This is a genomic window from Candidatus Pelagibacter sp. HIMB1485 (assembly GCF_052048055.1).
GTDB lineage: Bacteria > Pseudomonadota > Alphaproteobacteria > Pelagibacterales > Pelagibacteraceae > Pelagibacter.
Map to the genome: position 1 here is coordinate 330,435 of NZ_JBNAIN010000001.1, position 21,496 is coordinate 351,930.

Annotated in this window: 27 protein-coding genes; 12 read left to right on the forward strand and 15 right to left on the reverse strand. The window is 28.1% G+C overall.

Annotated features, from left to right (window positions below):
- The first annotated feature begins 1 nt into the window (after position 1).
- Entirely contained in the window at positions 2-1,285 is a 1,284-nt protein-coding gene (locus ACTTA4_RS01730) for an ActS/PrrB/RegB family redox-sensitive histidine kinase (protein ID WP_440633269.1), read from the forward strand.
- Here the strand turns inward: ACTTA4_RS01730 and ACTTA4_RS01735 are convergent.
- The 3 genes from ACTTA4_RS01735 to ACTTA4_RS01745 are packed head-to-tail and all read right to left on the reverse strand — an operon-like array spanning position 1,279 to position 4,570.
- Complete coding sequence (locus ACTTA4_RS01735; protein WP_440633270.1) at positions 1,279-3,078, reverse strand: cobaltochelatase CobT-related protein; 1,800 nt, start codon at positions 3,076-3,078, stop codon at positions 1,279-1,281. The two genes, ACTTA4_RS01730 and ACTTA4_RS01735, sit on opposite strands and share 7 nt — an antisense overlap.
- Positions 3,079-4,053, reverse strand: a complete 975-nt coding sequence (gene cobS, locus ACTTA4_RS01740) for a cobaltochelatase subunit CobS (RefSeq protein WP_440633271.1) — start codon at positions 4,051-4,053, stop codon at positions 3,079-3,081.
- Positions 4,037-4,570, reverse strand: a complete 534-nt coding sequence (locus ACTTA4_RS01745; protein ID WP_440633272.1) for a J domain-containing protein — start codon at positions 4,568-4,570, stop codon at positions 4,037-4,039. The genes cobS and ACTTA4_RS01745 overlap by 17 nt, the downstream gene beginning before the upstream one ends.
- Positions 4,571-4,587: 17 nt before the next feature.
- Between ACTTA4_RS01745 and ACTTA4_RS01750 the strand changes: the two genes are divergently transcribed.
- Positions 4,588-4,848: a BolA family protein gene (locus ACTTA4_RS01750; RefSeq protein ID WP_440633273.1), complete on the forward strand. Its 261-nt coding sequence runs from the start codon at positions 4,588-4,590 to the stop codon at positions 4,846-4,848.
- Here the strand turns inward: ACTTA4_RS01750 and aroB are convergent.
- Entirely contained in the window at positions 4,840-5,943 is a 1,104-nt protein-coding gene (aroB, locus tag ACTTA4_RS01755; RefSeq protein WP_440633274.1) for a 3-dehydroquinate synthase, read from the reverse strand. The genes ACTTA4_RS01750 and aroB overlap by 9 nt on opposite strands.
- A complete protein-coding gene (locus ACTTA4_RS01760) occupies positions 5,930-6,442 on the reverse strand; it encodes a shikimate kinase (protein WP_440633275.1) in 513 nt (170 codons plus the stop codon). Before ACTTA4_RS01760 ends, aroB begins: the two co-directional genes overlap by 14 nt.
- Before the next feature lie 57 nt (positions 6,443-6,499).
- Here ACTTA4_RS01760 and ACTTA4_RS01765 point away from each other — a divergent pair, with 57 nt between their 5' ends.
- From ACTTA4_RS01765 to truA, 5 genes are read left to right on the forward strand one after another with little or no spacing between them, the layout of a single operon-like run.
- Positions 6,500-6,682 (forward strand): hypothetical protein, encoded by a 183-nt coding sequence (locus ACTTA4_RS01765; RefSeq protein ID WP_440633276.1) that lies wholly within the window; start codon positions 6,500-6,502, stop codon positions 6,680-6,682.
- On the forward strand, positions 6,657-8,414 hold the full coding sequence (locus ACTTA4_RS01770) for a hypothetical protein (RefSeq protein ID WP_440633277.1): 1,758 nt from the start codon (positions 6,657-6,659) through the stop codon (positions 8,412-8,414). The genes ACTTA4_RS01765 and ACTTA4_RS01770 overlap by 26 nt, the downstream gene beginning before the upstream one ends.
- A gap of 25 nt (positions 8,415-8,439) precedes the next feature.
- Positions 8,440-8,958, forward strand: coding sequence for a peptide deformylase (gene def / locus ACTTA4_RS01775; protein ID WP_440633278.1), 519 nt, complete (start codon positions 8,440-8,442; stop codon positions 8,956-8,958).
- Positions 8,959-8,961: 3 nt separating this feature from the next.
- Positions 8,962-9,882, forward strand: coding sequence for a methionyl-tRNA formyltransferase (gene fmt / locus ACTTA4_RS01780; RefSeq protein WP_440633279.1), 921 nt, complete (start codon positions 8,962-8,964; stop codon positions 9,880-9,882).
- Entirely contained in the window at positions 9,883-10,623 is a 741-nt protein-coding gene (truA, locus tag ACTTA4_RS01785) for a tRNA pseudouridine(38-40) synthase TruA (RefSeq protein WP_440633280.1), read from the forward strand.
- Here the strand turns inward: truA and ACTTA4_RS01790 are convergent.
- From ACTTA4_RS01790 to rpmH, 10 genes are read right to left on the reverse strand one after another with little or no spacing between them, the layout of a single operon-like run.
- A complete protein-coding gene (locus ACTTA4_RS01790; protein WP_440633281.1) occupies positions 10,603-11,094 on the reverse strand; it encodes an SET domain-containing protein in 492 nt (163 codons plus the stop codon). The two genes, truA and ACTTA4_RS01790, sit on opposite strands and share 21 nt — an antisense overlap.
- Before the next feature lie 31 nt (positions 11,095-11,125).
- Positions 11,126-12,055: a histone deacetylase family protein gene (locus ACTTA4_RS01795; RefSeq protein ID WP_440633282.1), complete on the reverse strand. Its 930-nt coding sequence runs from the start codon at positions 12,053-12,055 to the stop codon at positions 11,126-11,128.
- Complete coding sequence (gene dapE, locus ACTTA4_RS01800; RefSeq protein WP_440633283.1) at positions 12,052-13,209, reverse strand: succinyl-diaminopimelate desuccinylase; 1,158 nt, start codon at positions 13,207-13,209, stop codon at positions 12,052-12,054. The genes ACTTA4_RS01795 and dapE overlap by 4 nt, the downstream gene beginning before the upstream one ends.
- A gap of 1 nt (position 13,210) precedes the next feature.
- Positions 13,211-14,038 carry a 2,3,4,5-tetrahydropyridine-2,6-dicarboxylate N-succinyltransferase gene (gene dapD, locus ACTTA4_RS01805; RefSeq protein WP_440619350.1) on the reverse strand — a complete coding sequence of 276 codons (828 nt, stop codon included), beginning with the start codon at positions 14,036-14,038 and terminating at the stop codon, positions 13,211-13,213.
- Positions 14,039-14,042: 4 nt separating this feature from the next.
- Positions 14,043-14,714, reverse strand: coding sequence for a pyrimidine 5'-nucleotidase (locus ACTTA4_RS01810; protein ID WP_440633284.1), 672 nt, complete (start codon positions 14,712-14,714; stop codon positions 14,043-14,045).
- Positions 14,711-15,577 (reverse strand): acetylglutamate kinase, encoded by an 867-nt coding sequence (argB, locus tag ACTTA4_RS01815; RefSeq protein ID WP_440633285.1) that lies wholly within the window; start codon positions 15,575-15,577, stop codon positions 14,711-14,713. Before argB ends, ACTTA4_RS01810 begins: the two co-directional genes overlap by 4 nt.
- Positions 15,577-17,253, reverse strand: coding sequence for a membrane protein insertase YidC (yidC, locus tag ACTTA4_RS01820; protein ID WP_440633286.1), 1,677 nt, complete (start codon positions 17,251-17,253; stop codon positions 15,577-15,579). Before yidC ends, argB begins: the two co-directional genes overlap by 1 nt.
- 1 nt (position 17,254) lies before the next feature.
- Positions 17,255-17,503, reverse strand: a complete 249-nt coding sequence (gene yidD / locus ACTTA4_RS01825) for a membrane protein insertion efficiency factor YidD (protein ID WP_075505949.1) — start codon at positions 17,501-17,503, stop codon at positions 17,255-17,257.
- Complete coding sequence (rnpA, locus tag ACTTA4_RS01830; protein ID WP_440633287.1) at positions 17,503-17,844, reverse strand: ribonuclease P protein component; 342 nt, start codon at positions 17,842-17,844, stop codon at positions 17,503-17,505. The genes yidD and rnpA overlap by 1 nt, the downstream gene beginning before the upstream one ends.
- A 4-nt stretch (positions 17,845-17,848) precedes the next feature.
- Complete coding sequence (rpmH, locus tag ACTTA4_RS01835) at positions 17,849-17,989, reverse strand: 50S ribosomal protein L34 (protein ID WP_023854404.1); 141 nt, start codon at positions 17,987-17,989, stop codon at positions 17,849-17,851.
- 95 nt (positions 17,990-18,084) lie between these two features.
- On the opposite strand from rpmH, the gene ACTTA4_RS01840 reads away from it, so the two are divergent.
- The 5 genes from ACTTA4_RS01840 to ACTTA4_RS01860 all read left to right on the forward strand — a co-directional run bounded on the left by ACTTA4_RS01840 (position 18,085) and on the right by ACTTA4_RS01860 (position 21,494).
- Complete coding sequence (locus ACTTA4_RS01840; protein ID WP_440633288.1) at positions 18,085-18,807, forward strand: TVP38/TMEM64 family protein; 723 nt, start codon at positions 18,085-18,087, stop codon at positions 18,805-18,807.
- Between the two features lie 173 nt (positions 18,808-18,980).
- On the forward strand, positions 18,981-19,181 hold the full coding sequence (locus ACTTA4_RS01845; RefSeq protein WP_075505952.1) for a hypothetical protein: 201 nt from the start codon (positions 18,981-18,983) through the stop codon (positions 19,179-19,181).
- Positions 19,182-19,278: 97 nt separating this feature from the next.
- The gene (dcd, locus tag ACTTA4_RS01850) at positions 19,279-19,839 is read left to right on the forward strand and encodes a dCTP deaminase (protein ID WP_075505953.1); all 561 of its coding nucleotides are present in this window, start codon (positions 19,279-19,281) and stop codon (positions 19,837-19,839) included.
- Positions 19,840-19,842: 3 nt separating this feature from the next.
- Positions 19,843-21,105 carry a UDP-N-acetylglucosamine 1-carboxyvinyltransferase gene (murA, locus tag ACTTA4_RS01855; protein WP_440633289.1) on the forward strand — a complete coding sequence of 421 codons (1,263 nt, stop codon included), beginning with the start codon at positions 19,843-19,845 and terminating at the stop codon, positions 21,103-21,105.
- Positions 21,102-21,494, forward strand: a complete 393-nt coding sequence (locus ACTTA4_RS01860) for a DUF2948 family protein (RefSeq protein WP_440613489.1) — start codon at positions 21,102-21,104, stop codon at positions 21,492-21,494. Before murA ends, ACTTA4_RS01860 begins: the two co-directional genes overlap by 4 nt.
- Positions 21,495-21,496 lie beyond the last annotated feature (2 nt).

Here is a 21,496-nt window from a genome sequence, read left to right on the forward strand (position 1 = left end):
AATGAAGTTTTTTGAAACTTCAAAACACCATTCATTCAAAAAATCTACTTATATTAGCTTAAGATGGATAGGGATAATTGGACAGTTAATTGCAGTTAATTTTGTATACTTTGTATTAGATTTTAAATTTGATTTTATAACTTCTAATTTAGTTATATTGGTTGGTATCATAAGTAATTTTTACTTAATTTTTATTTACAAAAAAACTCAATTATCAGATAGATCAGCTTTCATTTTTTTAGTTATTGATATTTTGCAACTAGCTATATTACTTTATTTATCTGGTGGAATTATTAATCCTTTTGTTATTTTCATAATTATTCCGAGTGTATTTTCATCCTCTAATTTAAGTTTTAGAACAAATACTTTGCTTGTATTGTTAACAGCTTTTTCAATTATCTTTTTAACTTTTTATTCAACAGAATTACCTTCTCCACTTGGTGATCATTTTCATGTAAGCTCTTATTACTATTATTCTATTCCAATTGCTTTGATTGTTGCTCTTGTTTTTTTGAATTATTTTGCAATGACTTTTGGAACTCAGTCTAGGTTAAGAAAAGAAGCCCTAACTAAAATGGAAGAAGTGATGGCCAAGGAACATGAGCTTTTATCCTTAGGTGGTCAAGCTGCTGCAGCCGCACATTCTTTGGGAACACCACTTTCCACAATTAAAATAATTACCCAAGAGTTACTAAAACAATTTGAAGGTAACAAAGATGTAGAAAAAGATATCAATTTATTATCCAGTCAGGTTGAAAGATGTAATGAAATATTAAAAAAATTAACATTAAATCCAGATGAAGAAGATGAATTTATTGATAAGGATATCTCTATTAGAGATTATTTAAATGAAATTTTAAATTCATTTAAAGAGATAAGCACAAAGAAATTTGTCTTTAATTTTGATCAAGACTCTAACTCAAAAAAAATAGTTAAATCAATAGAAATTGTATATGGATTAAGAAATTTTATAGGTAATGCTAATAAATTTTCTGATGAAAATATTTTTATAAATTTAAAGAGCGATAGTGAATTTACAGAAATAAGTATTGAGGATGATGGTCCAGGCTATCCAAAAGATATTTTGTCAAAAATTGGAGAACCATATTTAAAATCAAATAACCCTCAAGATAAATCAAAAACAGGACTTGGTTTAGGTTTGTTTATAGGAAAAACATTGTTAGAAAAAAATTTTGCTGCTGTAATATGCAGAAATTCCAAAACGAGATCTGGTGCTGAAGTGATAATTAAATGGAGAAATAAAGATTTATTTAATATTCAATGAATTTTTTTTTTTGTTTCGAACAAAGAGCTAAGCTGAGATATCATCACATCTCCTAATTCATTAACATCAGTAATTTTTATAGCTCTGTCGTAATACCTCGAAACATCGTGGCCAATACCAATCGCTAAAATTTCAATATCAGATTTATTCTCAATAAATTTGACCATTTTCTTTAAATGTTTTTCTAAAAAGTCTCCTGAGTTTACTGAAAGTGTTGAGTCATCAACTGGAGCTCCATCAGAAATTACCATTAAAATTTTTCTTTCCTCTTTTCTTTTTTTAATCCGGTTGTATGCCCATGATATAGCCTCTCCATCAATATTTTCTTTTAGCAAACCCTCTTTTAACATCAGGCCTAAATTATTTTTTGCCTGTCTCCAATGTGTGTCCGCACTTTTATAAATTATATGTCTTAGATCATTAAGTCTCCCAGGTGTTTTTGGTTTTGAATTTTTAGTCCAAAATTCTCTACTCTGTCCACCTTTCCAGTTTTTTGTGGTAAATCCCAAAATCTCTACTTTGACCGAACATCTTTCGAGTGTTCTTGACAGGATGTCCGCACAAATAGCAGCAATCGTTATTGGTCTCCCTCGCATAGACCCAGAATTATCAATAAGCAAAGTTACAACTGTGTCTTTAAAGTCTAGATCTTTTTCTTTTTTAAATGACAAAGAGTTATATGGATCCATTATTATTCTTGGTAACTTTGAACTATCAAGCAAGCCTTCTTCTAAATCAAATTCCCAAGCTCTATTTTGCTTTGCTAATAATTGTCTTTGAAGTTTATTAGCTAACTTAGTAATTACATCTTGGAAACCAATTAACTGTTGATCTAAATTTTTTCTAAGTTTACTAGCCTCATCTGCATTTTCTAGATTTTCAGCTTTAACAACTTCATCGTATTGTGTAGTAAATATTTTATAATCAATATTTGCATTATCAATTTTTTTTTGAATTACCTGCTCAGAGTTTTGTTCGTCAGACTCAACATCGGATAACTGCTCATCCAAATTAAACTCGTCAATACTATAATCAGCATCAACAGATGCCTCAGTTTGCTGCTCATCATTTTCATCTTTGCTATCTTCATTGTCTTTATTTTGGTCATCATTTGAGGGATTATCTTGACCTTGATCTTGATTTTCTTCCTCTTCTTGATCTTCCTCATCGCTTTGAAAAATATCCATTTCTTCTAATATTTCAGAAAATTTAGTACTGTATGCATTTTGATTTTCTAAATTTTTTAACAAAAACTCTTTATGTTGCTTAATTGATTGCTCAAAATCTTTTTCCCAGAAATTAAGCATTTTAGATGTTAAAGGATTTAGGTCTATATTATGAAAATTTTTAAGCATATATAGCTCAAATGCTTCAGCAACAGGAACGTCTTCTTTTGTTTTAAGCTGATCTTTTCTTTTACGATTAATTATTTGTGAATAGTTTTCAGAAAAATTTTTTTGAATTCCTTTCAACATTTTGCCCCCAAGGGCCTCATATCTAATTTTTTCAGCTATATTATATAAAGATCTAGAGGAAGTGTTTGAAGGCAAATTTTTTCTATAAATTTTTTCATTAGAAAATCTTTTTTTAAGTGCTCTAGAGTCTGTTTCAGCCCTTAATTTTATAAAATCACTTGGACTAGTTAGATCATTTATTTCAAAAGACGAAATATCTTTAGTCTTTTTAGCTTCAGAGGATTTGTTGTTTATATCAATGTCGTCTGCGATAACTTTTGCTGTTGAAGATAAAGCAATTCTAAATTTTTCTTTTAAATTTGTTTCTTTATTGCTCATTTAAATTTGAATATTGATCAAAGATTCAGGCAATTCTTCACCAAAACATCTTTGATAATATTCCGCGATTGTATTTTTCTCAATATCATCGCACTTATTTAAAAAGGTTACTCTAAATGCATATCCGGTATCCTTAAAAATTTCAGAATTTTCAGCCCAATGAAGAACTGTTCTTGGACTCATTACAGTAGATATATCTCCAGCAATAAAACCTTTTCTAGTTAAGGATGCTACTTTAATCATATTAGCAACTTTTTCTTTTCCCTTAGCATTATTTAAATTTTTATTCTTTGCTAAAACTATATCCATTTCTCTATCCAGGCTTAGATAGTTTAATGTTGTTACAATATTCCATCTATCCATTTGACCTTGGTTAATTTGCTGTGTTCCGTGATAAAGTCCACTAGTATCACCAAGCCCAACGGTATTAGATGTAGCAAATAATCTGAAATACTTATTTTGACTAATTACTTTATTCTTATCCAGTAGTGTGAAATTTCCTTCAGCTTCCAACACTCTTTGAATAACGAACATAACATCGGGTCTTCCAGCATCATACTCATCAAATACTAAAGCAACTGGATTTTGAATTGACCATGGCAGAATACCTTCATTGAACTGCGTTACTTGTTTTCCATCTTTAAGGACAATTGCATCCTTACCTATTAAATCTATTCGACTAACGTGACTGTCTAAATTTACTCGAATACAAGGCCAGTTTAATCTTGCAGCTATTTGCTCTATGTGTGTTGATTTTCCAGTACCATGATATCCTTGTACCAATACTCTTTTATTGAAAGCAAATCCTGAAATGATTGCAAGTGTAGTATCTCTATCAAATTTATAGTTTTTATCTATTTCAGGCACATATTCACTTTTTTTTGAAAATGCATCTACTTCCATTTCGGAATCTATTCCAAAAGATTGTTTTAAAGAAACTTTTATGTCAGGCTGAATGTTAAGATTTGGAGTCAATTTTTTCCCTGTAAGTATTTTTTAGCTGTGTGTAAGCTAAAGTTATTAGTTTTAATTTTTCCTCGTGTTTTTTATTTCCGGCATTCATATCAGGGTGAAATTTTTTAACAAGCACTTTGAATTTTTCTTGTATTTTTTGCCACTTTAGACCTACAGATATTCCCAATATTCCAAATGCTTTAATATCTTTATGATCAAATTTAAATTGACGCATATGATTATAGTCTCCATTGAATTTATCTTTATCAAATTCATCTTTTAAGGTTGTGTTCCATAGAACTTTAAAAAAATTATCTGAGGAGCTAAAATTCTGGGTAGGTTTATGCCAAGTCATATCTGACTTTAAAAAATTGATTACTTGATTATCACTCATCCCTGAAAAATAATTCCAATTTTTGTTAAATTCTTTGACATGTTCAAGACAAAGCATTCTATATTTCCTGCTATTATCCTTCTCAATTGGCGCTCTGTATTCACCAATTTCATTACAATTATTCCAGTCACAAATATTTTTCATGATATAATATTTACTATATGGATATAAATGAATTAATTGCAATTATAAAAAAAAAATTATCAGATCAAATAAATATTCAAAGTATAGATATAGAAGATAAATCTTTTCTTCATAAAAATCACAAAGGTAATCAGGAAGGCAAATATCATTTAAAATTAAGTATAGTTTCTGATGAGTTAAAAAGTATGAACAGAATTGAAAGCAATAAAAAAATTTATAGAGTATTAGATAAAGAATTGAAAGAAACTATTCACTCAATTCAAATTCAATTATCTTAAGTAATCATTAAAAAATTTTTTCAGTCTTTCTTTTGGATATTCAATATTAATTTGTGGAGATCCAATTTTTTTTAAAAGTACTAAATTAATTTTTTGAGATTTATTTTTTTTATCCTTTATCATGAAAAATAATATTTTATTTATATCTTTTTTTTTAAAAAATTTATTAACAGATATTGATAGATTTAGATTATTGATATGATTTAATATTAGGTTGTAATCACTTTTTTTAAGTATTTTTAAATTTAAACTAAAACTTAATGCTGTCTTTATCCCTAGGATTACTGCTTCACCGTGATTTAATTTTTTATTGTAATTTAAGCTTGCTTCATAAGCATGGCCAAACGTATGTCCAAAATTTAAAACTTTTCTTAAATTTTTTTCTTTCTCGTCTTTTTCGACCACACTTTTTTTAATTTTACAGCTTTCATAAATTGCTTTTTCAATAAATGGAGAACTCAGTTTAGTAATTTTATTCACATTCTTATTTAAAAATTTAAATAAATTTTTATCTCTTATCAGAGAATGTTTTAAAATTTCACCATACCCACAAACAATCTCTCTTTTTGGCAACGATTTAAGAAAATCAACATCTGATATAACTAGGTTCGGTTGATAAAAACTACCAATTAGGTTTTTTCCATAATGTGAATTTATGCCAGTTTTACCACCAATTGAAGAGTCAACTTGGGATAAAAGTGTTGTTGGTATATTTATAAATTTCATACCTCTTTTAAAGATACTTGATGCAAAACCACTTACATCACCTGTAATACCACCACCTATTGATATTAAACAGTCATCTCTAGAAAAGTTTTTATTTAATAAAATTTCTAGGATCTTATTAATAATATTAAAGTTTTTATTGGCCTCACTAGCATTAAAAAAACATATATATATTTTCTTTTTTTTTAATGAATTTTTTATTTTAGTGATAAATTTTTTTGGTACATTTTTATCAACTACAAGAAGACATTGATTGAATGTTAAGGAATTATTCTTAATTATTTTTGATAGGTTAGTAATTAAATTTGATCCAATTATTATTGGGTATTTTTGTGTTTTTGTTTCTATTTTTAATTTAATTGGTTTCATAAATTTCTTTAATTTTGCTTACTATTTCATTTTTTGTAAGATTATCACATTTGATTTCATATAAGGCTTTAGAATAAATGTTAGTTCGTTTTTTAATTAAATCAATTAAATCATTATCTGTAGCATTAATTGTTAAAGGTCTTTTTTTACTATTTTTAATTCTTTCAACTAAAATTTTTTCATTCCAATTTAACCAAAATGAATAATGATTTTTTAAAACTTCATTTCTAATAATTTTATTTGCAAAAGCACCTCCTCCAAGAGAGATAACTGTAGAACTAAGTTTTAATTTTTTAAGTGTAGTTTTTTCTTCAATTTTTCTAAAATATTCTTCTCCTTTTTTCTCAAATATTTTTCGAATTGTTGTATTTAAATTTTTTTCTATTTCTTTATCTACATCTACAAAATTTAACTTAAATTTTTTTGCTACCAAAGAGCCTATAGAACTCTTACCAGAACCCATCATACCTAGAAAAACTAGATTTTTTTTTGATTTCATAAGTTTAAATATTGAAAAAACACAAATATGTCTTAATTTGAAATTAACTAAAGTTATATGCAATTCAACAAAAATACAAGTTCAGGTAAAAAAAGTATAATTGGACTAGTTGTTAAATCTATTTTTGGACTAGTAATTGTTCTTGGCGTTGTTTTAATCCTTAATTCAATTGATTTTCCTGCTCCTAAAAAGGAAATTCAAAAAATTATTCCAAATGAAAATTTTAAAATTGTTAAATAAAAAATTCCTTTTTATTTTTTTAAGCAATCTAATTATTTTAAATCCTATTCACGCAGAAGATAATCCAATTGATATATGGAATCTCGAAAAAAAAGAAAATGAAACTGTTGAGAAAGTAGTTGTTATTGAAGGTGAAAATAATAACGATAAAATAAGTGTCTTTGATATGCAGTCAGATAAAAATACTGGCTCAATAGAATTAGATGAAAATTTAATATCAAAAGAAGTTAAAATCGTAGGATTATATGATCCTGAAGAACATGGTTTGACTATTGATATGTGGACGAATTCTGATGGTCAAAAGCTAAAAAGCTTATTTGAGAGTTTAGAAAAAATTAATCTTTCTAATGATGCATTAGAAATTATGGAAGTCTCATTATTAACTAACGCTCATTATCCTAATCAAAATATTACTGAAAATGAATTTTTAAAATTTAAATCTGATTGGTTAATCAAAAATTCTAATTTAGAACTCATTGAAGAATTTTTGGTTAATAATCAAATTGTAAATTCTCATCCTAAACTAACTAGACATTTATTAGACAACTATTTATCAGGCCAAGACATAAAAAAGACCTGCGAATTTTTTACAAAAATTAAAGAACCAGTTGAAGATGAATATTTATCTAAATTAAATTTATATTGTTTAGTTAATTATGGAAAAAATGAAGAAGCCCAATTAATTCTAGATCTTAAAAAAGAGCTAGGTTTTCAAGATGAATATTTTGAAAATAAAATGAATTACCTGTTTGGTTATATTGATGAAGTATCTAAAGAAGTCTCTGAAAGTTCAGTATTTGACTTTCATTTAGCTCATAGAACAAATCCAGAATTTTCATTTGAACCCAATGAAAATACGCCTCAATTAATTTGGAAATATCTATCAAATTCAAATTTACTACCAGATCTAAGTAACGTTGACATAAATGATCAAGATAAAATCTTAATTATTGAGAAAGCCGTAAATTATAAAATTTTTTCTGAAAAAGACTTATTTGAATATTATAAAAAATTTCAATTTAATATTGATCAATTGTTAAGTGCAACTGATACTTACAAGTTGCTGTCTCCGTTAGAAGCAAGAGCATTAATTTATCAAAGAGCACTTTTAACGAGTGAAACAGAATTGAAATTGGAATTTTTACAGTTGTTGAAGCAGCTATTTGAGGACAATAACATTGGATTAGCTTTTGATATAGAGCTCAATAGCTTTTTGAAAGAAATTGAAGTAGATGATGTTCCTTCAGATTATTTAAGTTTTTACAATAATTATTCAAAAAATCAGAATTCAGAATTCAAAAAAATTCAATACAATAATAATATTTTACATCAATCTAAGTGGGTAAATTATTTTAGAGGAGATTATTCAAAATCCGAAATACAAGAAGATTTAAAAAAATTTCTAGATAGAATAATTTTTAGTAATGAAACTTTGTCCACTAAAGATATAATTTTTATAGAAAGTCTGAAATCAGATGGAGTAGAAATACCAAGCGAGTATGACAGTTTGTTTTCACAAAAGCCTTATGAGCTAGATGGAAGTTTAGTGGACTTGATAGAGGCAAATGAAGTTGGAACAGTTTTATTGTCTTTAATTGAGATAATAGGTAATAGCAAAATAGAAAATATTGATGAAAAAAGACTTTATTTTATTTCGAATACACTAAATCAAATAAATGCTGATTTAATAAGAAATAAGCTATTGCTAAAAGTTCTTCCTTTAAAAGTATAAAAATTATAATAACATACAAATTTTTATGGCGATAAGAACGATTATTACAGAACCAAACAAATTACTTCGACAAGTATCAAAACCTGTAGAAGTTGTCGGAAGTGAAGAGCAAAAATTAATGAATGATATGCTCGATACAATGTATGATGCAAATGGCATTGGTCTTGCAGCAATTCAGATTGGTATACCAAAAAGAATTATTGTGATGGATATAAGCAAGGATGAAAACAAAAAAGAGCCTAGATACTTTGTGAATCCTGTAATAAAAAATAAAGATCCACTAAAGGCAACTTATGAAGAAGGGTGTTTGTCCGTACCAAATCAATTTGCTGAAATAGATCGACCAAGTAAATGTGAAGTAGAGTATTTAGATTATAATGGAAAGAAACAGCTACTAAAGGCAGATGGATTACTTGCAACATGCATACAGCACGAAATGGATCATTTGGAAGGGATATTATTCATCGATTATCTCTCAAAACTAAAAAAATCAATGATCATAAAGAAACTTTCAAAATTAAAATCAAATACAGCTGAAGTTTAAAAAATGTCAAAAAAGTTAGTTTTTATGGGTACGCCCATGTTTGCTGTACCAATTTTAAAATCTTTATATCAAAATGGATATGATATTTCTTGTGTGTATACACAGCCACCTCAAAAATCAAAAAGAGGACAAAAAATTAATAAGTCTCCAATACAAGGTATTTCTGAAACTTTAAATTTAGAATATAGAACGCCGCCGGTTTTAAATAATGAAGAGGAGTATAATTTTTTAAATTCTTTAGATGCTGATCTAGCAATAGTTGTTGCTTACGGACAAATCATACCTAAAAAATTTCTAAACCTAACTAAAAAAGGTTTTATAAATATACATGCATCTTTACTGCCTAAATGGAGAGGTGCCGCACCAATTCAACGATCAATTATGAATTTAGATCAAGAAACTGGAATAAGTATAATGAGAATTGCTGAAAAATTAGATACAGGACCAGTTTGTAATAATTATAAAATCCAACTTAATGAAAATTTGAATGCGTTAGAAATTAGTGAAAAGCTTTCTAGCTTAGCAGCAGAAAAAATTTTAGATAACGTAGATGATATTTTAGATGGTAAAGCAAATTTTATTGAGCAGGATCATTCGAATGCAACCTATGCATCTAAAATTCAAAAAACTGAAGGTAAAATTAACTGGGATGAAAATGCTGAAAAAATTATTGGTAAGATAAACGGTTTATATCCATCACCAGGAGCATTTTTTATGTATAATGGAGAAAGATATAAAATTCTAAAAGCTCAAGTTGGAAGAGCTCAAGGAAATCCAGGGTCAGTATTGAATGATAATCTTGAAATTGCTTGTGGTAATAATCAATCGATAATTATTAAGGAAATTCAGAGGCAAGGGAAAAGACCTCAAAATATTGGTGAATTTATTCAAGGTTCGCAGATAAAAAAAGGCTCAAAAATATAAATGTTTAGATATCAGCTTTTGATAGAATATTTAGGCACAAATTATAAAGGTTGGCAAATTCAAAAAAAAAATAAAACTATTCAAGGAATACTCCAAGACAAAATTAGAAAGTTATTAAAAGAAAATATTACCATAGTTGGATCAGGTAGAACAGATGCTGGTGTTCATGCTATCGAGCAGTCAGCACATTTTGATTTAAAAAATAAATTATTGAACTTAGATAAATTTATTAACTCAATTAATCACTTTTTAAAAAATGAAAATATTACAATCCTTAAAATAAGAAAAAGAACTAGTAACTTTCACTCAAGATTTTCTGCAAAAAAGAGAGTTTATAAATATTTCATTTTAAATAGAACAAGTTCACCTGTGATTGAAAAAAATCAAGTTTGGCATGTAAGAAAAAAATTGGATTTAGATTTGATGAAATTAGGTGCAAAAAAATTAGTTGGTACTAAAGATTTCTCAACATTTAGAGCTTCAAGTTGCAATGCTAAGAGTCCAATTAGAACGATGGATTTTGTAAAATTAAAATCTTTAAATGATAAAATAGAAATTCATTTTAAATCTCAATCTTTTCTTCAACAGCAAGTACGATCTATGGTTGGTTGTTTAAAATATTTAGGTGAAAAGAAATGGGATTTAAAAAAATTTGACAAAGCTCTAAAATCTAAAAAAAGGTCATTGTGCGCTCCTCCAGCACCACCTACAGGATTATTTTTATCTAGAGTTTTTTATTAGATTTTTTTTATTACTCATGGCAAATTTTTTATTTATACGCCATCTGGATTCTGCTCTTACAATGTACCCACAACAATTTTTTGACTTACACTTACAAGGAAATTGTTTATAATTTTCATCATAACCAAAACCATAATCGCAGGTAAACTCTTCACCTTTTTTGATATCTCTAATTGCTTTAACCCAAATTTTTAGACCCTTACCATCATAATCACAATTATTGTCACAAGAATGATTAATTAATCCTGCAGTATTCCATGAAAAATCTCCATCAAGGTCATATCTTTTGTTGATAGTAAATAAATAGATTGGTTTACTATTGTCATATTTATCAGACTCTTCAGTTTGTTTTTTTGTAATTAGTTTACCAACGTAATCGATTATCTTTGTACCTTCTTTGATATCTTTAGTAGCATAAAGTCCTCTACCTTTTTTATCGATATCAGATTTTTTAATTTTATATAATTTCATTGAGCTTTATTTAGTTTTTTATTGGGAATTATCAATTAAATTCTATTAAAGCATCAACATGTCTTTGTGTACTATCTTGTAGTGCTTTTAAGTCATATCCACCTTCTAGTATAGATACTACATTACCTCCACAAAATGATTTTGAAATTTCTAAAGTTCTTTTTGTAATTGTATAATAATCTTCAGCATTAAGTTTTAATTGTGCCAAAGGATCATCAATATGAGCATCAAAACCTGCAGAAAATAATAGAAATTGCGGTTTAAATTCTTTTAATTTTTTTAATACCAGTTCATATGCAGTTAAATATTCTCTAGCACTTGTTCCAGCTTCAAGTGGAATATTTAAAATATTATTAAATTTTCCAATCTCTTTTTCAGAGCCTGAACCTGGATAATATGGAAATTGATGAGTGGAAATATATAAAACTTTTTCATTATTGAAAAAAATATCTTGTGTCCCATTTCCATGATGGACATCAAAATCAATTATAGCTATTTTTTTATAACCATATTTTTCAATTAAATAATTAGCCCCAACTGCAACATTGTTGTAAATACAAAAGCCCATTGCTTTCTCTTTTTCTGCGTGATGGCCTGGGGGTCTTACTGCACAAAAAGCATTTTTAAATTCTTTTTTTTCAACACCATCAATCGCTGCTAAAATTGATCCAACAGCATCTTTTGTTGCTTCTTTACTACCAGGGGAGATAACTGTATCTCCATCTAAGAAATTAAATCCATTTTGAGGGTACGATTGATCGACATGATCAATATACTTAGAAGAGTGAGTTTTTATTAATATTGATTTTTCAAATTTTGAAGGCTTTTTCCAAATTAAATTTTTGTTATCTAATCTTTTAAAGTTATCAATAACAGCTGTAACTCTATCTATTTTTTCAGGATGTCCATCTCCTGTATTGTGATTTTTGTATGTATCAGAAGTAATTAAAGCTGTTTTCACTTAAAATAATTCTTTAAAATATTTGAATAAATTAAAGTTAATTTTTTTAAATCACCTAAAGAAACTGCCTCATCTACTTTATGCATTGTTTTTCCAACCAAACCAAATTCTAAACAGGGAGCAATTTTTCTAATAAATCTTGCATCAGATGTACCTCCTGTTGTTGAGAGTTCAGGCTTAATTTTTGTAATTTTTTTAATTATATCTTGTATCATATATGTAGTTTGATTTGGTTTAGTTAAAAAAGCTTCACCAGATACACTATATTCAATTTTGTAATTTGACTTATTTTTATTACAAATTTTCTTCAATATTTTATTTATTTTTGTTTTAATTGAATTCGATGAGTGTCTATTATTAAATCTAATATTAAAAGTTGCATTAGCCAAACCTGGAATTACGTTATCAGCTGTGTTATCAATATTTATTTTTGTAACTTCTAGGTTTGTTGGCTGGAAGTCTTTTGTTCCTTTATCAAATTTAATTTCCTTTAATTCTCTCAATATTTGAACAAGAGCAGTTGATGGATTGTTAGCCCTATGAGGATAAGCAACATGGCCCTGAATACCTATAATTGAAAGTCTGCCAGTCATACTTCCCCTTCGACCAATTTTAATCATTTCTCCCAATTTATTTGGATTAGTTGGTTCTCCAACTAAACAAAAATTAATTTTCTCTTTTCTTTTTTTTAAGTATTCGACAACTTTTTTTGTACCGTTAATAGCAATTCCTTCTTCATCACCTGTAATCAGTAAGCTTATAGAGCCATTAAATTCTTTGTTATTTTTAACAAAAATGCTGACAGCAGAAACAAAAGCTGCAATAGAGCTTTTCATGTCATTTGCTCCTCTTCCAATTAAATGTCCTTTTTTAATTGAGGGTCTGAAAGGATTTACTGTCCAATCTTTTAAGTTTCCAGCAGGTACAACATCTAAGTGACCAGCGTAGCAAAAATTTGGACCTTTGGTTCCAAGTCTTGCATAAAGATTTTTTACTGGTTTAGTGTTTTTTTCTTTAAACTCTAATATTTTAGTTTTGAAACCAAGTTTTCTTAATTGTTTTTCCAAGAATTTCATTACTCCAGCATCTATTGGTGTTATAGACGGGTAACGAATTAGCTCTTTAGCTAATTGTAATTCATTAATGGTTTGCATTTTAATCTCTTAAAAGATCGTTTACTGATGTTTTAGATCTTGTTTTTTCATCAACTTGTTTGATGATTACTGCACAATATAACGAGGGTGCAGCAGGATTATTTTTGTCTGGTAATGATCCAGGAACAACGACTGAGTAAGGAGGTATTTTACCGTGAGTTACTTCACCAGTTTTTCTATTAACGATTTTAGTTGATTGGCCAATATACATACCCATACTTAGCACTGAACCTTCACCAACTATTACCCCTTCCACAACTTCTGACATGGCACCTACAAAAACATTATCTTCAATAATGGTTGGAAGTGCTTGTGCTGGTTCTAAAACTCCACCAATACCAGTTCCTGCTGAAATATGACAATTTTTTCCAATCTGACAGCAACTACCTGCACGACTAAATGTATCCATCATTGTTCCTTCATCTATGTAAGCACCAATATTTACATAACTTGGCATTAGAACAACATTTTTAGCAACATATGATCCTTTTCTCATTGCAGTATTTGGTACCATTCTAAAACCTGCTTTTTCAAAATCAGCATTTGACCATCCGGCTGTTTTTCCTTTTAACAAATGAGCTTTATCTCTCCAAGCTGAGTAGGGACCATCTAAAGTTTCCATTCCATGAATTCTAAAACTTAGCATAATTGCTTTTTTTAAGTGTTGATGAGTTACCCATTCACCATCAATTTTTTCAGCAACTCTAGATTTACCACTATCTAGATCTTCTATTACTTGATTAATAGTATCTTTTAATTTTTGATCTGAATTTTGATTAACTTGATCTTTGTTCTCCCAAGCTTCATTTATAATGTTTTCTATACTCATAGTTTTATTGGTTTTTTAATAACCTTATTTCTTTTAAAAATAAAGTAAGATTTTCAATTTTATAATCAATATATTCTTTATCAGATTCTTTTTTGCCCCATTCCTCATCATTAATTAACCAAGCGGTAATTGTTCCTCGCTCTTTACCTATCGATAAGTTTTTTGCTATATCTTCAATGTACAAAGTTTCTTTTGGATCAATTTTGAATTTTTCTATCATTAAATCAAAAGCTTTGGCTTCTGGTTTTGGGTGATATTCTGCATCTACGATATCAAATATACCTTCAAATTGGTCGTGAATTCCTAGGGTTTTAGTGATATGCTTTACATGGTTGTGACTACCATTAGTAAAGACAAATTTTCTTAAATTTATATTCTCTAACTCATATCTTAATGCTGTATCTTTTTCTAAAAAAGATAAATCAATATCATGAACAAAATCTAAAAATTCTTTAGGATCAATTTCATGATGTATCATTAGACCATTTAAGCTTGTGTTATATTTGTGAAAGTAATTTGTCTGAAGTTCTTTGGCTTTTTTTAAATCTACATTAAGTTTACTTGAGATATATTCAGTCATTTTTCGGCTTACTTGACCAAATACAGCCTCTAGGTCGCTATATAGGACACCATCACAATCAAATAAAATATTTTTAATATGGCTTAAATTTTTCATTGTCTAATTAAAGTTCCAGATCCCTCATCTGACAAAAGTTCAAATAGAACAGAATGATTTTTTCTTCCGTCTATTATAACAACTCCTTTTACTCCGTTTCTAGCAACATCTAAGCAATTATTTATTTTTGGAATCATGCCACCAGTAATTGTTTCATTATCTATTAAGTCTTTTATAGATTCTGAATTAATTTCTGGAATTAGATTTTTATTGTTATCTAAAACGCCTTCCACGTCACTTAATATAATTAACCTTCTAGCATTAATTTTTTTAGCAATATAGCCAGCTGCAGTATCTGCATTGACGTTATAAGTTTGATCATTTTTATCTAAACCCAAGGGTGCAATAATAGGCACTTTTTTATCTGCTATAATTTTATCTATTATTGATTGATCTACATTTGTAGGAGAGCCCACGAAACCAAGCTCTTCATTTTCTTGGATAACTGTTAAAATATTATTTTCCTTGGAATTAATAGTCTGACTTTCGCAATTTTGTTTATCTAGAGCATTTATAATTTCTTTATTAAAATCAATTAATACTTCTTCTACAACTTTAATAGTTTCTTTATCAGTTACCCTCAATCCTTTTATAAATTTACTTTTTAAACCTATCTCATTAAGTTTATTACTTATTCTTTTCCCGCCTCCATGAACAATAATAGGAGTGAAACCTAGTTTATTTAGAGTTGAAATATCCTGAATAAAAATATCAAAAAGATTTTGATCAATTAAAACACTACCACCACATTTAATAACAATATATTCATCGTTATATTTTTCTAAGTATTTTTTAACTTCTTCAGTTGATGGACCATCTAGTGGTAGAATTGTTTTTAATTCTTCTTCTTTAATATCCAACATTAAGTTGTTGTTTTAACAGTGGTTCTTTTCATTATGAAAACTTGTTGTGCCATGGTTAAAATATTATTTACTGTCCAATATATTACCAACCCTGCTGGGAAAGGTGCTAAAATTATTGTTAGGAATAATGGAAAGAACATAAATATTTTTGCTTGCATTGGATCTGTTGGTGCAGGATTTAATTTTTGTTGAACCCACATAGAAACACCCATTGCAACAGGCCATGCTCCAATGACTAAAAATGATGGCACATCATAAGGCAATAATCCAAATAGATTAAACAAAGAGGTAGGGTCTCTTTCAGATAAATCTTGTATCCAGCCATAAAAAGGCATTTGTCTCATTTCAATTGTTACAAATAAAACTTTATATAAAGCAAAGAAAACTGGAATTTGCACAAGTATTGGCAAACAACCAGACATTGGGTTTACTTTTTCTTTTTTATATAGAGCCATCATCGCTTGTTGCAATTTCATTTTGTCGTCTTTGTGTAGCTCTTTCAGCCTCGCCATTTCAGGCTGTAAGGCTTTCATTTTTGCCATGCTTCTAAACGAAAAGTTTGCAAGTGGAAAAAATGCTAATCTTATACAAATTGTAATTGCTATAATCGCTAGGCCATAATTTCCAAGTAATTTAAAGAAATAATCTATTCCAAAAAATAACGGTTTGGTAATAAAGTATAAAAATCCCCAATCAATTGTTAAGTCAAATTTATCAATGTTTAAAGATTCAGCATATCCGTCAATTACATCAACTCTTTTTGCAGCAACAATGATTTGTAATGTTTCTTCAATCAATGAATTTTCATTAAGCTCTAATGGCTCTGTTGATACAAAATTTGCTCTGAACTTATCTTTATAATCAAATGTTGTTTTAAATTCTTTTTCTCTAGGTGGAATTAGCGAAGTTACCCAGTATTTATCTCCAATCCCTAACCATCCTTTTTGAGCTGTTCTTGAAAATTTTTTCTCTTGTATATCATCGTAATCTTCTTCAATAAGTTCATCATCAAGTGTTGCCACTAATCCTTCATGAAGGATATAAAAGTTAGATATATCAGGCATTTCATTTCTAATGATTTGCCCATAAGTATAAAAATCATATTTTTTATCTGTAGGATTAATTACACTTTGTTTAATTGAAAATAAATATTTGTCATCTAAGGCGATCTCTTTCTCAAATGTTATACCTTGATCATTTGTCCAAGATATTTTTATAGGTGATTGATCTGTTAACTTATTATTTCCTGAAACTTTCCAAATAGAATTTGAATTTGGAATTTCAACATTTTTATCAGATGTAATAAAACCACTTTCAATTAAATAACCATCTTTTGAATTTCTTGGTGAAAGTAGCGTAACTTTTTCTTGAGAGTCTAGACTGACATTATATTGCTTAAAAGTTAGATCATCAATAACACCACCTTTAAGTGAAATAGAACCAACAATACTCTCATTTTCAAAATTAATTCTTTCACTTTGATTTAAAGCTTCTTCTCTAGAAATTTCAGCAACATTTTCTTTTTGATCTAGTGAAGGTGTATCGCTGTTTTGTTCAACTTTATTTTCTTCAGCCATATTTTCTTTAGTAATTGGTGGAGGAGCAAAAAATAGTGAATACAAAACTATAACTGCTGCTGATAATGAAATTGCTGCTACTATATTTTTAGTATCCATATTATTTTAATTTTGTGTTTTTTTTAACAGGATCAAAACCTTCACCACCACCTAAAAATTTGATTGGGTGACAAGATAAGATTCTTTTAATGCTTAAAAATGATCCTTTTAACAGACCAAATTCTTTAAGTGCATCAATACTGTATTCTGAGCAAGTAGGTAAATATCTACAAGAATGTCCAAATAAAGGGCTAATCAAATATTTATAACCTTTGATAATTTTAATTAATATATTTGTAAAAATATTCATTATTTTATTTTTTCAAAATCCTGAAATAGAGTTTCTTTTATTAATTTGTATTCATTATTTAGCATAGATGACTTAGCGATAACAAGGAATGAATAGTTAAAATTTATTGATATTTTTTTAACTGCCTCATTTAAAATATTCCTTAATCTTCTTTTAATCTTATTTCTCTTAACAGCATTCCCTAATTTCTTTTTTGTTACAAAACTAATATTGAGTTTTTTATTATCTTTATTCATTAATTTACCAAAGAAAATAGTTACGTACTTATTTGAAAACTTTTTTTGTTTAAGTAAATTTTTAAATTCTTCGTTTTTTGAAAGAGCAACAATTTTGCTTTTCATTAATTTACACTGATACAGTTAAAGATTTTCTTCCTCTGGCTCTTCTTCTAGCTAAAAGTTTCTTTCCACCTTTAGTCTTCATTTTTGATCTAAAGCCGTGTTTTCGTGCTCTTTTTTTATTTGAAGGTTGGTACGTTCTTTTCATAAATAAATTGATTAAATTTTATAAATTTTTGCCCCTTTATATTAGCAATAATAAAAATAGCAAATAGAAGATTTAGGAATAAAATAACAATATTCATGGAAAAAACAAAAAAAATTAAATTATTTATAGGTTTATCTTACTTATTAATTGTTAGTTTATTTTTATATTTTTTCTTTTCAAAATTCAGTCTTCAGGAGATTACATCTTATGATTTTTTGAGAAATAACAGATCTTATTTAATTGATTTGAAGAATTCTAATTTATTTTTAGTTTCAATTTCTTTCTTGTTTCTAACAGTGATTTGGGTATTTCCTTTTCTGGGCTTTGGATCTCCCGTAGCACTTATGGGTGGTTTTATCTTTGGGAAATGGATTGGAACACTAGTTGTGGTAACTGGTTTAAGTGTAGGCGCAACTTTTTTGTATATATTTGGAAATTATTTTTTAAAAAATTTAATTAGAGAAAAATTTCTTAATAAATTTCAAAATCTTGAAATCAAATTTAAAAAATCTGAATTTTTTTATTTGCTCGTTTACAGATTTATTGGAGGAGTTCCTTGGCAAATAAGCTGTCTATTGCCAACATTATTTAATGTAAGAGTAAAAAATTTTCTATTAGCAACTTTTTTAGGAATAATACCTCAGATTTTTTTGGCAGTTTCAATTGGAAGTGGGATTGAAAAAGTAATCGATCAAAATTCAGAAGTTCCTGGAATAATGGATATTATATTTTCTCCAGATATCCATGTTCCTCTTTTAGCATTTTTTGTACTAATTGTGATTTCAATCATTTTTAGAAAAAAATTTTACAGAAATTAATGGTGCTCCCACCCTGTACTGACCAGGGAACTAGTCATTACCAATGACTTGTTATGCCATTTAACTACAGGAGCTAAAATACATTTAGTAATTTATTGATAATAAAGCATTTTTTTCTAATTATTGCCTTAATTTTTTGATTATAATGATCTATATCTACTAAAAAAAATGTTATGGGAATTCACTACGATTATAAATCTACAAAAGGTAACAAGCTTATGGAGAAGCAAGCTAAAAGAGAAAGAAAGCTTGCTGAAAAAAAAGCCAAACGTTTAGCTAAAGAAGGCCCAAAAAAAGAAGAGCCCACATCAAAACCATTAGATCCTAATAAACCAATATCGTTAGATTTTTTGACTAATCCCAACAAAGAATGAGTTCAAAAGATAAAAATGAGCGTTTGAGCTTAGCTTTAAGAAAAAACTTAAAAAAAAGAAAACTATTCCAAAAAAAAAACAAAAAAAAATCTAAGTAATGTCTATTCAGCCTGACTCGTGGATTAAGAAGATGTGTAAAGAGCACAACATGATTGAACCATTTTTAGATCATCAAGTTGCAGAGGGAAAAATATCATATGGATTAAGTAGCATGGGTTATGATGTTAGGATCTCTGATGAATATAGAATATTCACTAATGTAAATAATTCCTTAGTTGATCCAAAAAATTTTTCAGATGACAATTTTATAGAGAAAAAGGGACCACATTGCATTATTCCTCCAAACTCATTTGTTTTAGCTAAAACAGTAGAATATTTCAGAATTCCAAAAGATGTACTTTGTATATGTGTTGGTAAAAGCACTTATGCTAGAACAGGTATAATTTGTAATGTAACTCCTATTGAAAATGAATTTGAGGGAAATATAGTTATAGAGCTAAGCAACACTACACCCAATCCAGCAAAAATTTATTCTAATGAAGGTATAGCCCAATTTTTATTCTTTAAATCAGAGACTCAACCAGAGACAACTTATAAATCTAAGAACGGTAAATATCAGGGACAAACTACTATTCAGGTTGCTAAAATTAAAAAGTAAGTTATGGACAAATTTCTGATTGATGGTCCTAGCAAAATCAAGGGTAAAGTTTCAATATCAGGTTCTAAAAATGCTTCACTGCCAATATTAGCAGCAACATTACTTTTCGATTTACCAGTAACTCTTCATAACCTTCCAAGAGTAAAAGATATTAGTACTATGCTTAATTTACTTAAATCTCTTGGATCAAAAATTGAACTTTCCAAAGATAAAAAAACTGCAAAAATTTCAAACAATAAAAATATGAAAACTTTTGCTAGTTATTCATTAGTTAAAACAATGAGAGGTTCAATTTTAGTATTAGGACCATTAGTTGCAAAATATCATAAGTCAAAAACATCACTACCAGGTGGTTGCTTAATTGGTGCAAGACCAGTTAATTATCATTTGTCAGCTTTAGAAAAACTTGGGATGAATTATGAAATTAAGGATGGTTACATATTGGCAAAATCTTTTGGCAAACTTAAAGGAGGGTTAATTAGATTTCCAAAAATTACTGTTGGCGCAACTGAAAATTCTATAATTGCTGCATGCTTAGCAAGAGGAAAAACAGTGTTAAGAAATTGCGCTGTTGAGCCAGAAATAAAAGACCTTACTAATTTTCTTAATTCAGCTGGTGCAAAAATTAATTGGAATGGGAGAACTTGTACTATTAACGGAGTAAGTTCTTTAAATTCAACAAATTATTCAGTGATGGCTGATAGAATTGAAGCTGGTACTTTTTGCGTAGCAGCAACTTTAGCTAAAGGAACTCTAGAAATTAATAATTTAGATCCAAAAATAATAAATACAGAACTTGATTTATTAAAAAGAACAGGAGCCAAAATAAAAGTAAGCAAAAATAAAATTCATATTAATGGACCAGAAAAAATTAAGTCTATTAAAAATATCAAAACAAAAGAGTTTCCTGGAATTCCAACAGATCTACAGGCTCAATTAATGGTCTTAATGTGTAAAGCAAAAGGAAAAAGCTCAATCACTGAGAATATTTTCGAAAACAGATTTATGCATGTTGCCGAATTACAGAGATTAGGCGCAAATATTACAACCAAAAATAATAAAGCTTATATTGAGGGTAATACGAAATTTATTGGTGCAGAAGTTATGTCTAGTGATCTAAGAGCATCAGTGGCACTTGTCTTAGCAGCTTCGGTTGCACAAGGGAAATCTGTAATTAACAGGATTTATCATTTAGATCGTGGTTATGAAAAAATTGAAAATAAATTAAAAAATATTGGTGTTAAAATAAAAAGATTAAAAAGATGAACAAATATTTAGCCAAAATTATTGCTACAGACAAAGAGGGATTGCAAATGATTTCAGCTTGTAGCTCAGGAGCTAAAGTAAAAGTTTCAGACATTAAGTATCTAGAATCTAATAAAGTATTTCTATTATCAATTGAACGTATTAAAGTAGAAAATGAAAATGAGGACAAAAAAGTCAATAGTATCTGCAGATTTGATTTTGTTGATAAGGTAAAGTCAAAAAATATTGATCAATCAAATCAAGAATTGGTTTTAGAATTAGTAGGAATAGATTATTTGAAAAATAACGATGTTTATGAAATAAATCTCTTTTTTAGTAATAATGCTCATATCGCTTTGACCGCCGAAACGATTGAAGCAATATTAGAGGATCAAAGCGAAATAAATTAGAG

What these genes read in the sequence shown, in the direction of transcription:
- ACTTA4_RS01730 (WP_440633269.1), top strand. Translation starts at nt 2, where the DNA reads ATGAAGTTTTTTGAAACTTCAAAACACCATTCATTCAAAAAATCTACT.
- ACTTA4_RS01735 (WP_440633270.1), bottom strand. Translation starts at nt 3,078, where the DNA reads ATGAGCAATAAAGAAACAAATTTAAAAGAAAAATTTAGAATTGCTTTA.
- ACTTA4_RS01745 (WP_440633272.1), bottom strand. Translation starts at nt 4,570, where the DNA reads ATGAAAAATATTTGTGACTGGAATAATTGTAATGAAATTGGTGAATAC.
- ACTTA4_RS01750 (WP_440633273.1), top strand. Translation starts at nt 4,588, where the DNA reads ATGGATATAAATGAATTAATTGCAATTATAAAAAAAAAATTATCAGAT.
- aroB (WP_440633274.1), bottom strand. Translation starts at nt 5,943, where the DNA reads ATGAAACCAATTAAATTAAAAATAGAAACAAAAACACAAAAATACCCA.
- ACTTA4_RS01760 (WP_440633275.1), bottom strand. Translation starts at nt 6,442, where the DNA reads ATGAAATCAAAAAAAAATCTAGTTTTTCTAGGTATGATGGGTTCTGGT.
- ACTTA4_RS01765 (WP_440633276.1), top strand. Translation starts at nt 6,500, where the DNA reads ATGCAATTCAACAAAAATACAAGTTCAGGTAAAAAAAGTATAATTGGA.
- ACTTA4_RS01770 (WP_440633277.1), top strand. Translation starts at nt 6,657, where the DNA reads ATGAAAATTTTAAAATTGTTAAATAAAAAATTCCTTTTTATTTTTTTA.
- def (WP_440633278.1), top strand. Translation starts at nt 8,440, where the DNA reads ATGGCGATAAGAACGATTATTACAGAACCAAACAAATTACTTCGACAA.
- fmt (WP_440633279.1), top strand. Translation starts at nt 8,962, where the DNA reads ATGTCAAAAAAGTTAGTTTTTATGGGTACGCCCATGTTTGCTGTACCA.
- truA (WP_440633280.1), top strand. Translation starts at nt 9,883, where the DNA reads ATGTTTAGATATCAGCTTTTGATAGAATATTTAGGCACAAATTATAAA.
- ACTTA4_RS01790 (WP_440633281.1), bottom strand. Translation starts at nt 11,094, where the DNA reads ATGAAATTATATAAAATTAAAAAATCTGATATCGATAAAAAAGGTAGA.
- dapE (WP_440633283.1), bottom strand. Translation starts at nt 13,209, where the DNA reads ATGCAAACCATTAATGAATTACAATTAGCTAAAGAGCTAATTCGTTAC.
- dapD (WP_440619350.1), bottom strand. Translation starts at nt 14,038, where the DNA reads ATGAGTATAGAAAACATTATAAATGAAGCTTGGGAGAACAAAGATCAA.
- ACTTA4_RS01810 (WP_440633284.1), bottom strand. Translation starts at nt 14,714, where the DNA reads ATGAAAAATTTAAGCCATATTAAAAATATTTTATTTGATTGTGATGGT.
- argB (WP_440633285.1), bottom strand. Translation starts at nt 15,577, where the DNA reads ATGTTGGATATTAAAGAAGAAGAATTAAAAACAATTCTACCACTAGAT.
- yidC (WP_440633286.1), bottom strand. Translation starts at nt 17,253, where the DNA reads ATGGATACTAAAAATATAGTAGCAGCAATTTCATTATCAGCAGCAGTT.
- yidD (WP_075505949.1), bottom strand. Translation starts at nt 17,503, where the DNA reads ATGAATATTTTTACAAATATATTAATTAAAATTATCAAAGGTTATAAA.
- rnpA (WP_440633287.1), bottom strand. Translation starts at nt 17,844, where the DNA reads ATGAAAAGCAAAATTGTTGCTCTTTCAAAAAACGAAGAATTTAAAAAT.
- rpmH (WP_023854404.1), bottom strand. Translation starts at nt 17,989, where the DNA reads ATGAAAAGAACGTACCAACCTTCAAATAAAAAAAGAGCACGAAAACAC.
- ACTTA4_RS01840 (WP_440633288.1), top strand. Translation starts at nt 18,085, where the DNA reads ATGGAAAAAACAAAAAAAATTAAATTATTTATAGGTTTATCTTACTTA.
- ACTTA4_RS01845 (WP_075505952.1), top strand. Translation starts at nt 18,981, where the DNA reads ATGGGAATTCACTACGATTATAAATCTACAAAAGGTAACAAGCTTATG.
- dcd (WP_075505953.1), top strand. Translation starts at nt 19,279, where the DNA reads ATGTCTATTCAGCCTGACTCGTGGATTAAGAAGATGTGTAAAGAGCAC.
- murA (WP_440633289.1), top strand. Translation starts at nt 19,843, where the DNA reads ATGGACAAATTTCTGATTGATGGTCCTAGCAAAATCAAGGGTAAAGTT.
- ACTTA4_RS01860 (WP_440613489.1), top strand. Translation starts at nt 21,102, where the DNA reads ATGAACAAATATTTAGCCAAAATTATTGCTACAGACAAAGAGGGATTG.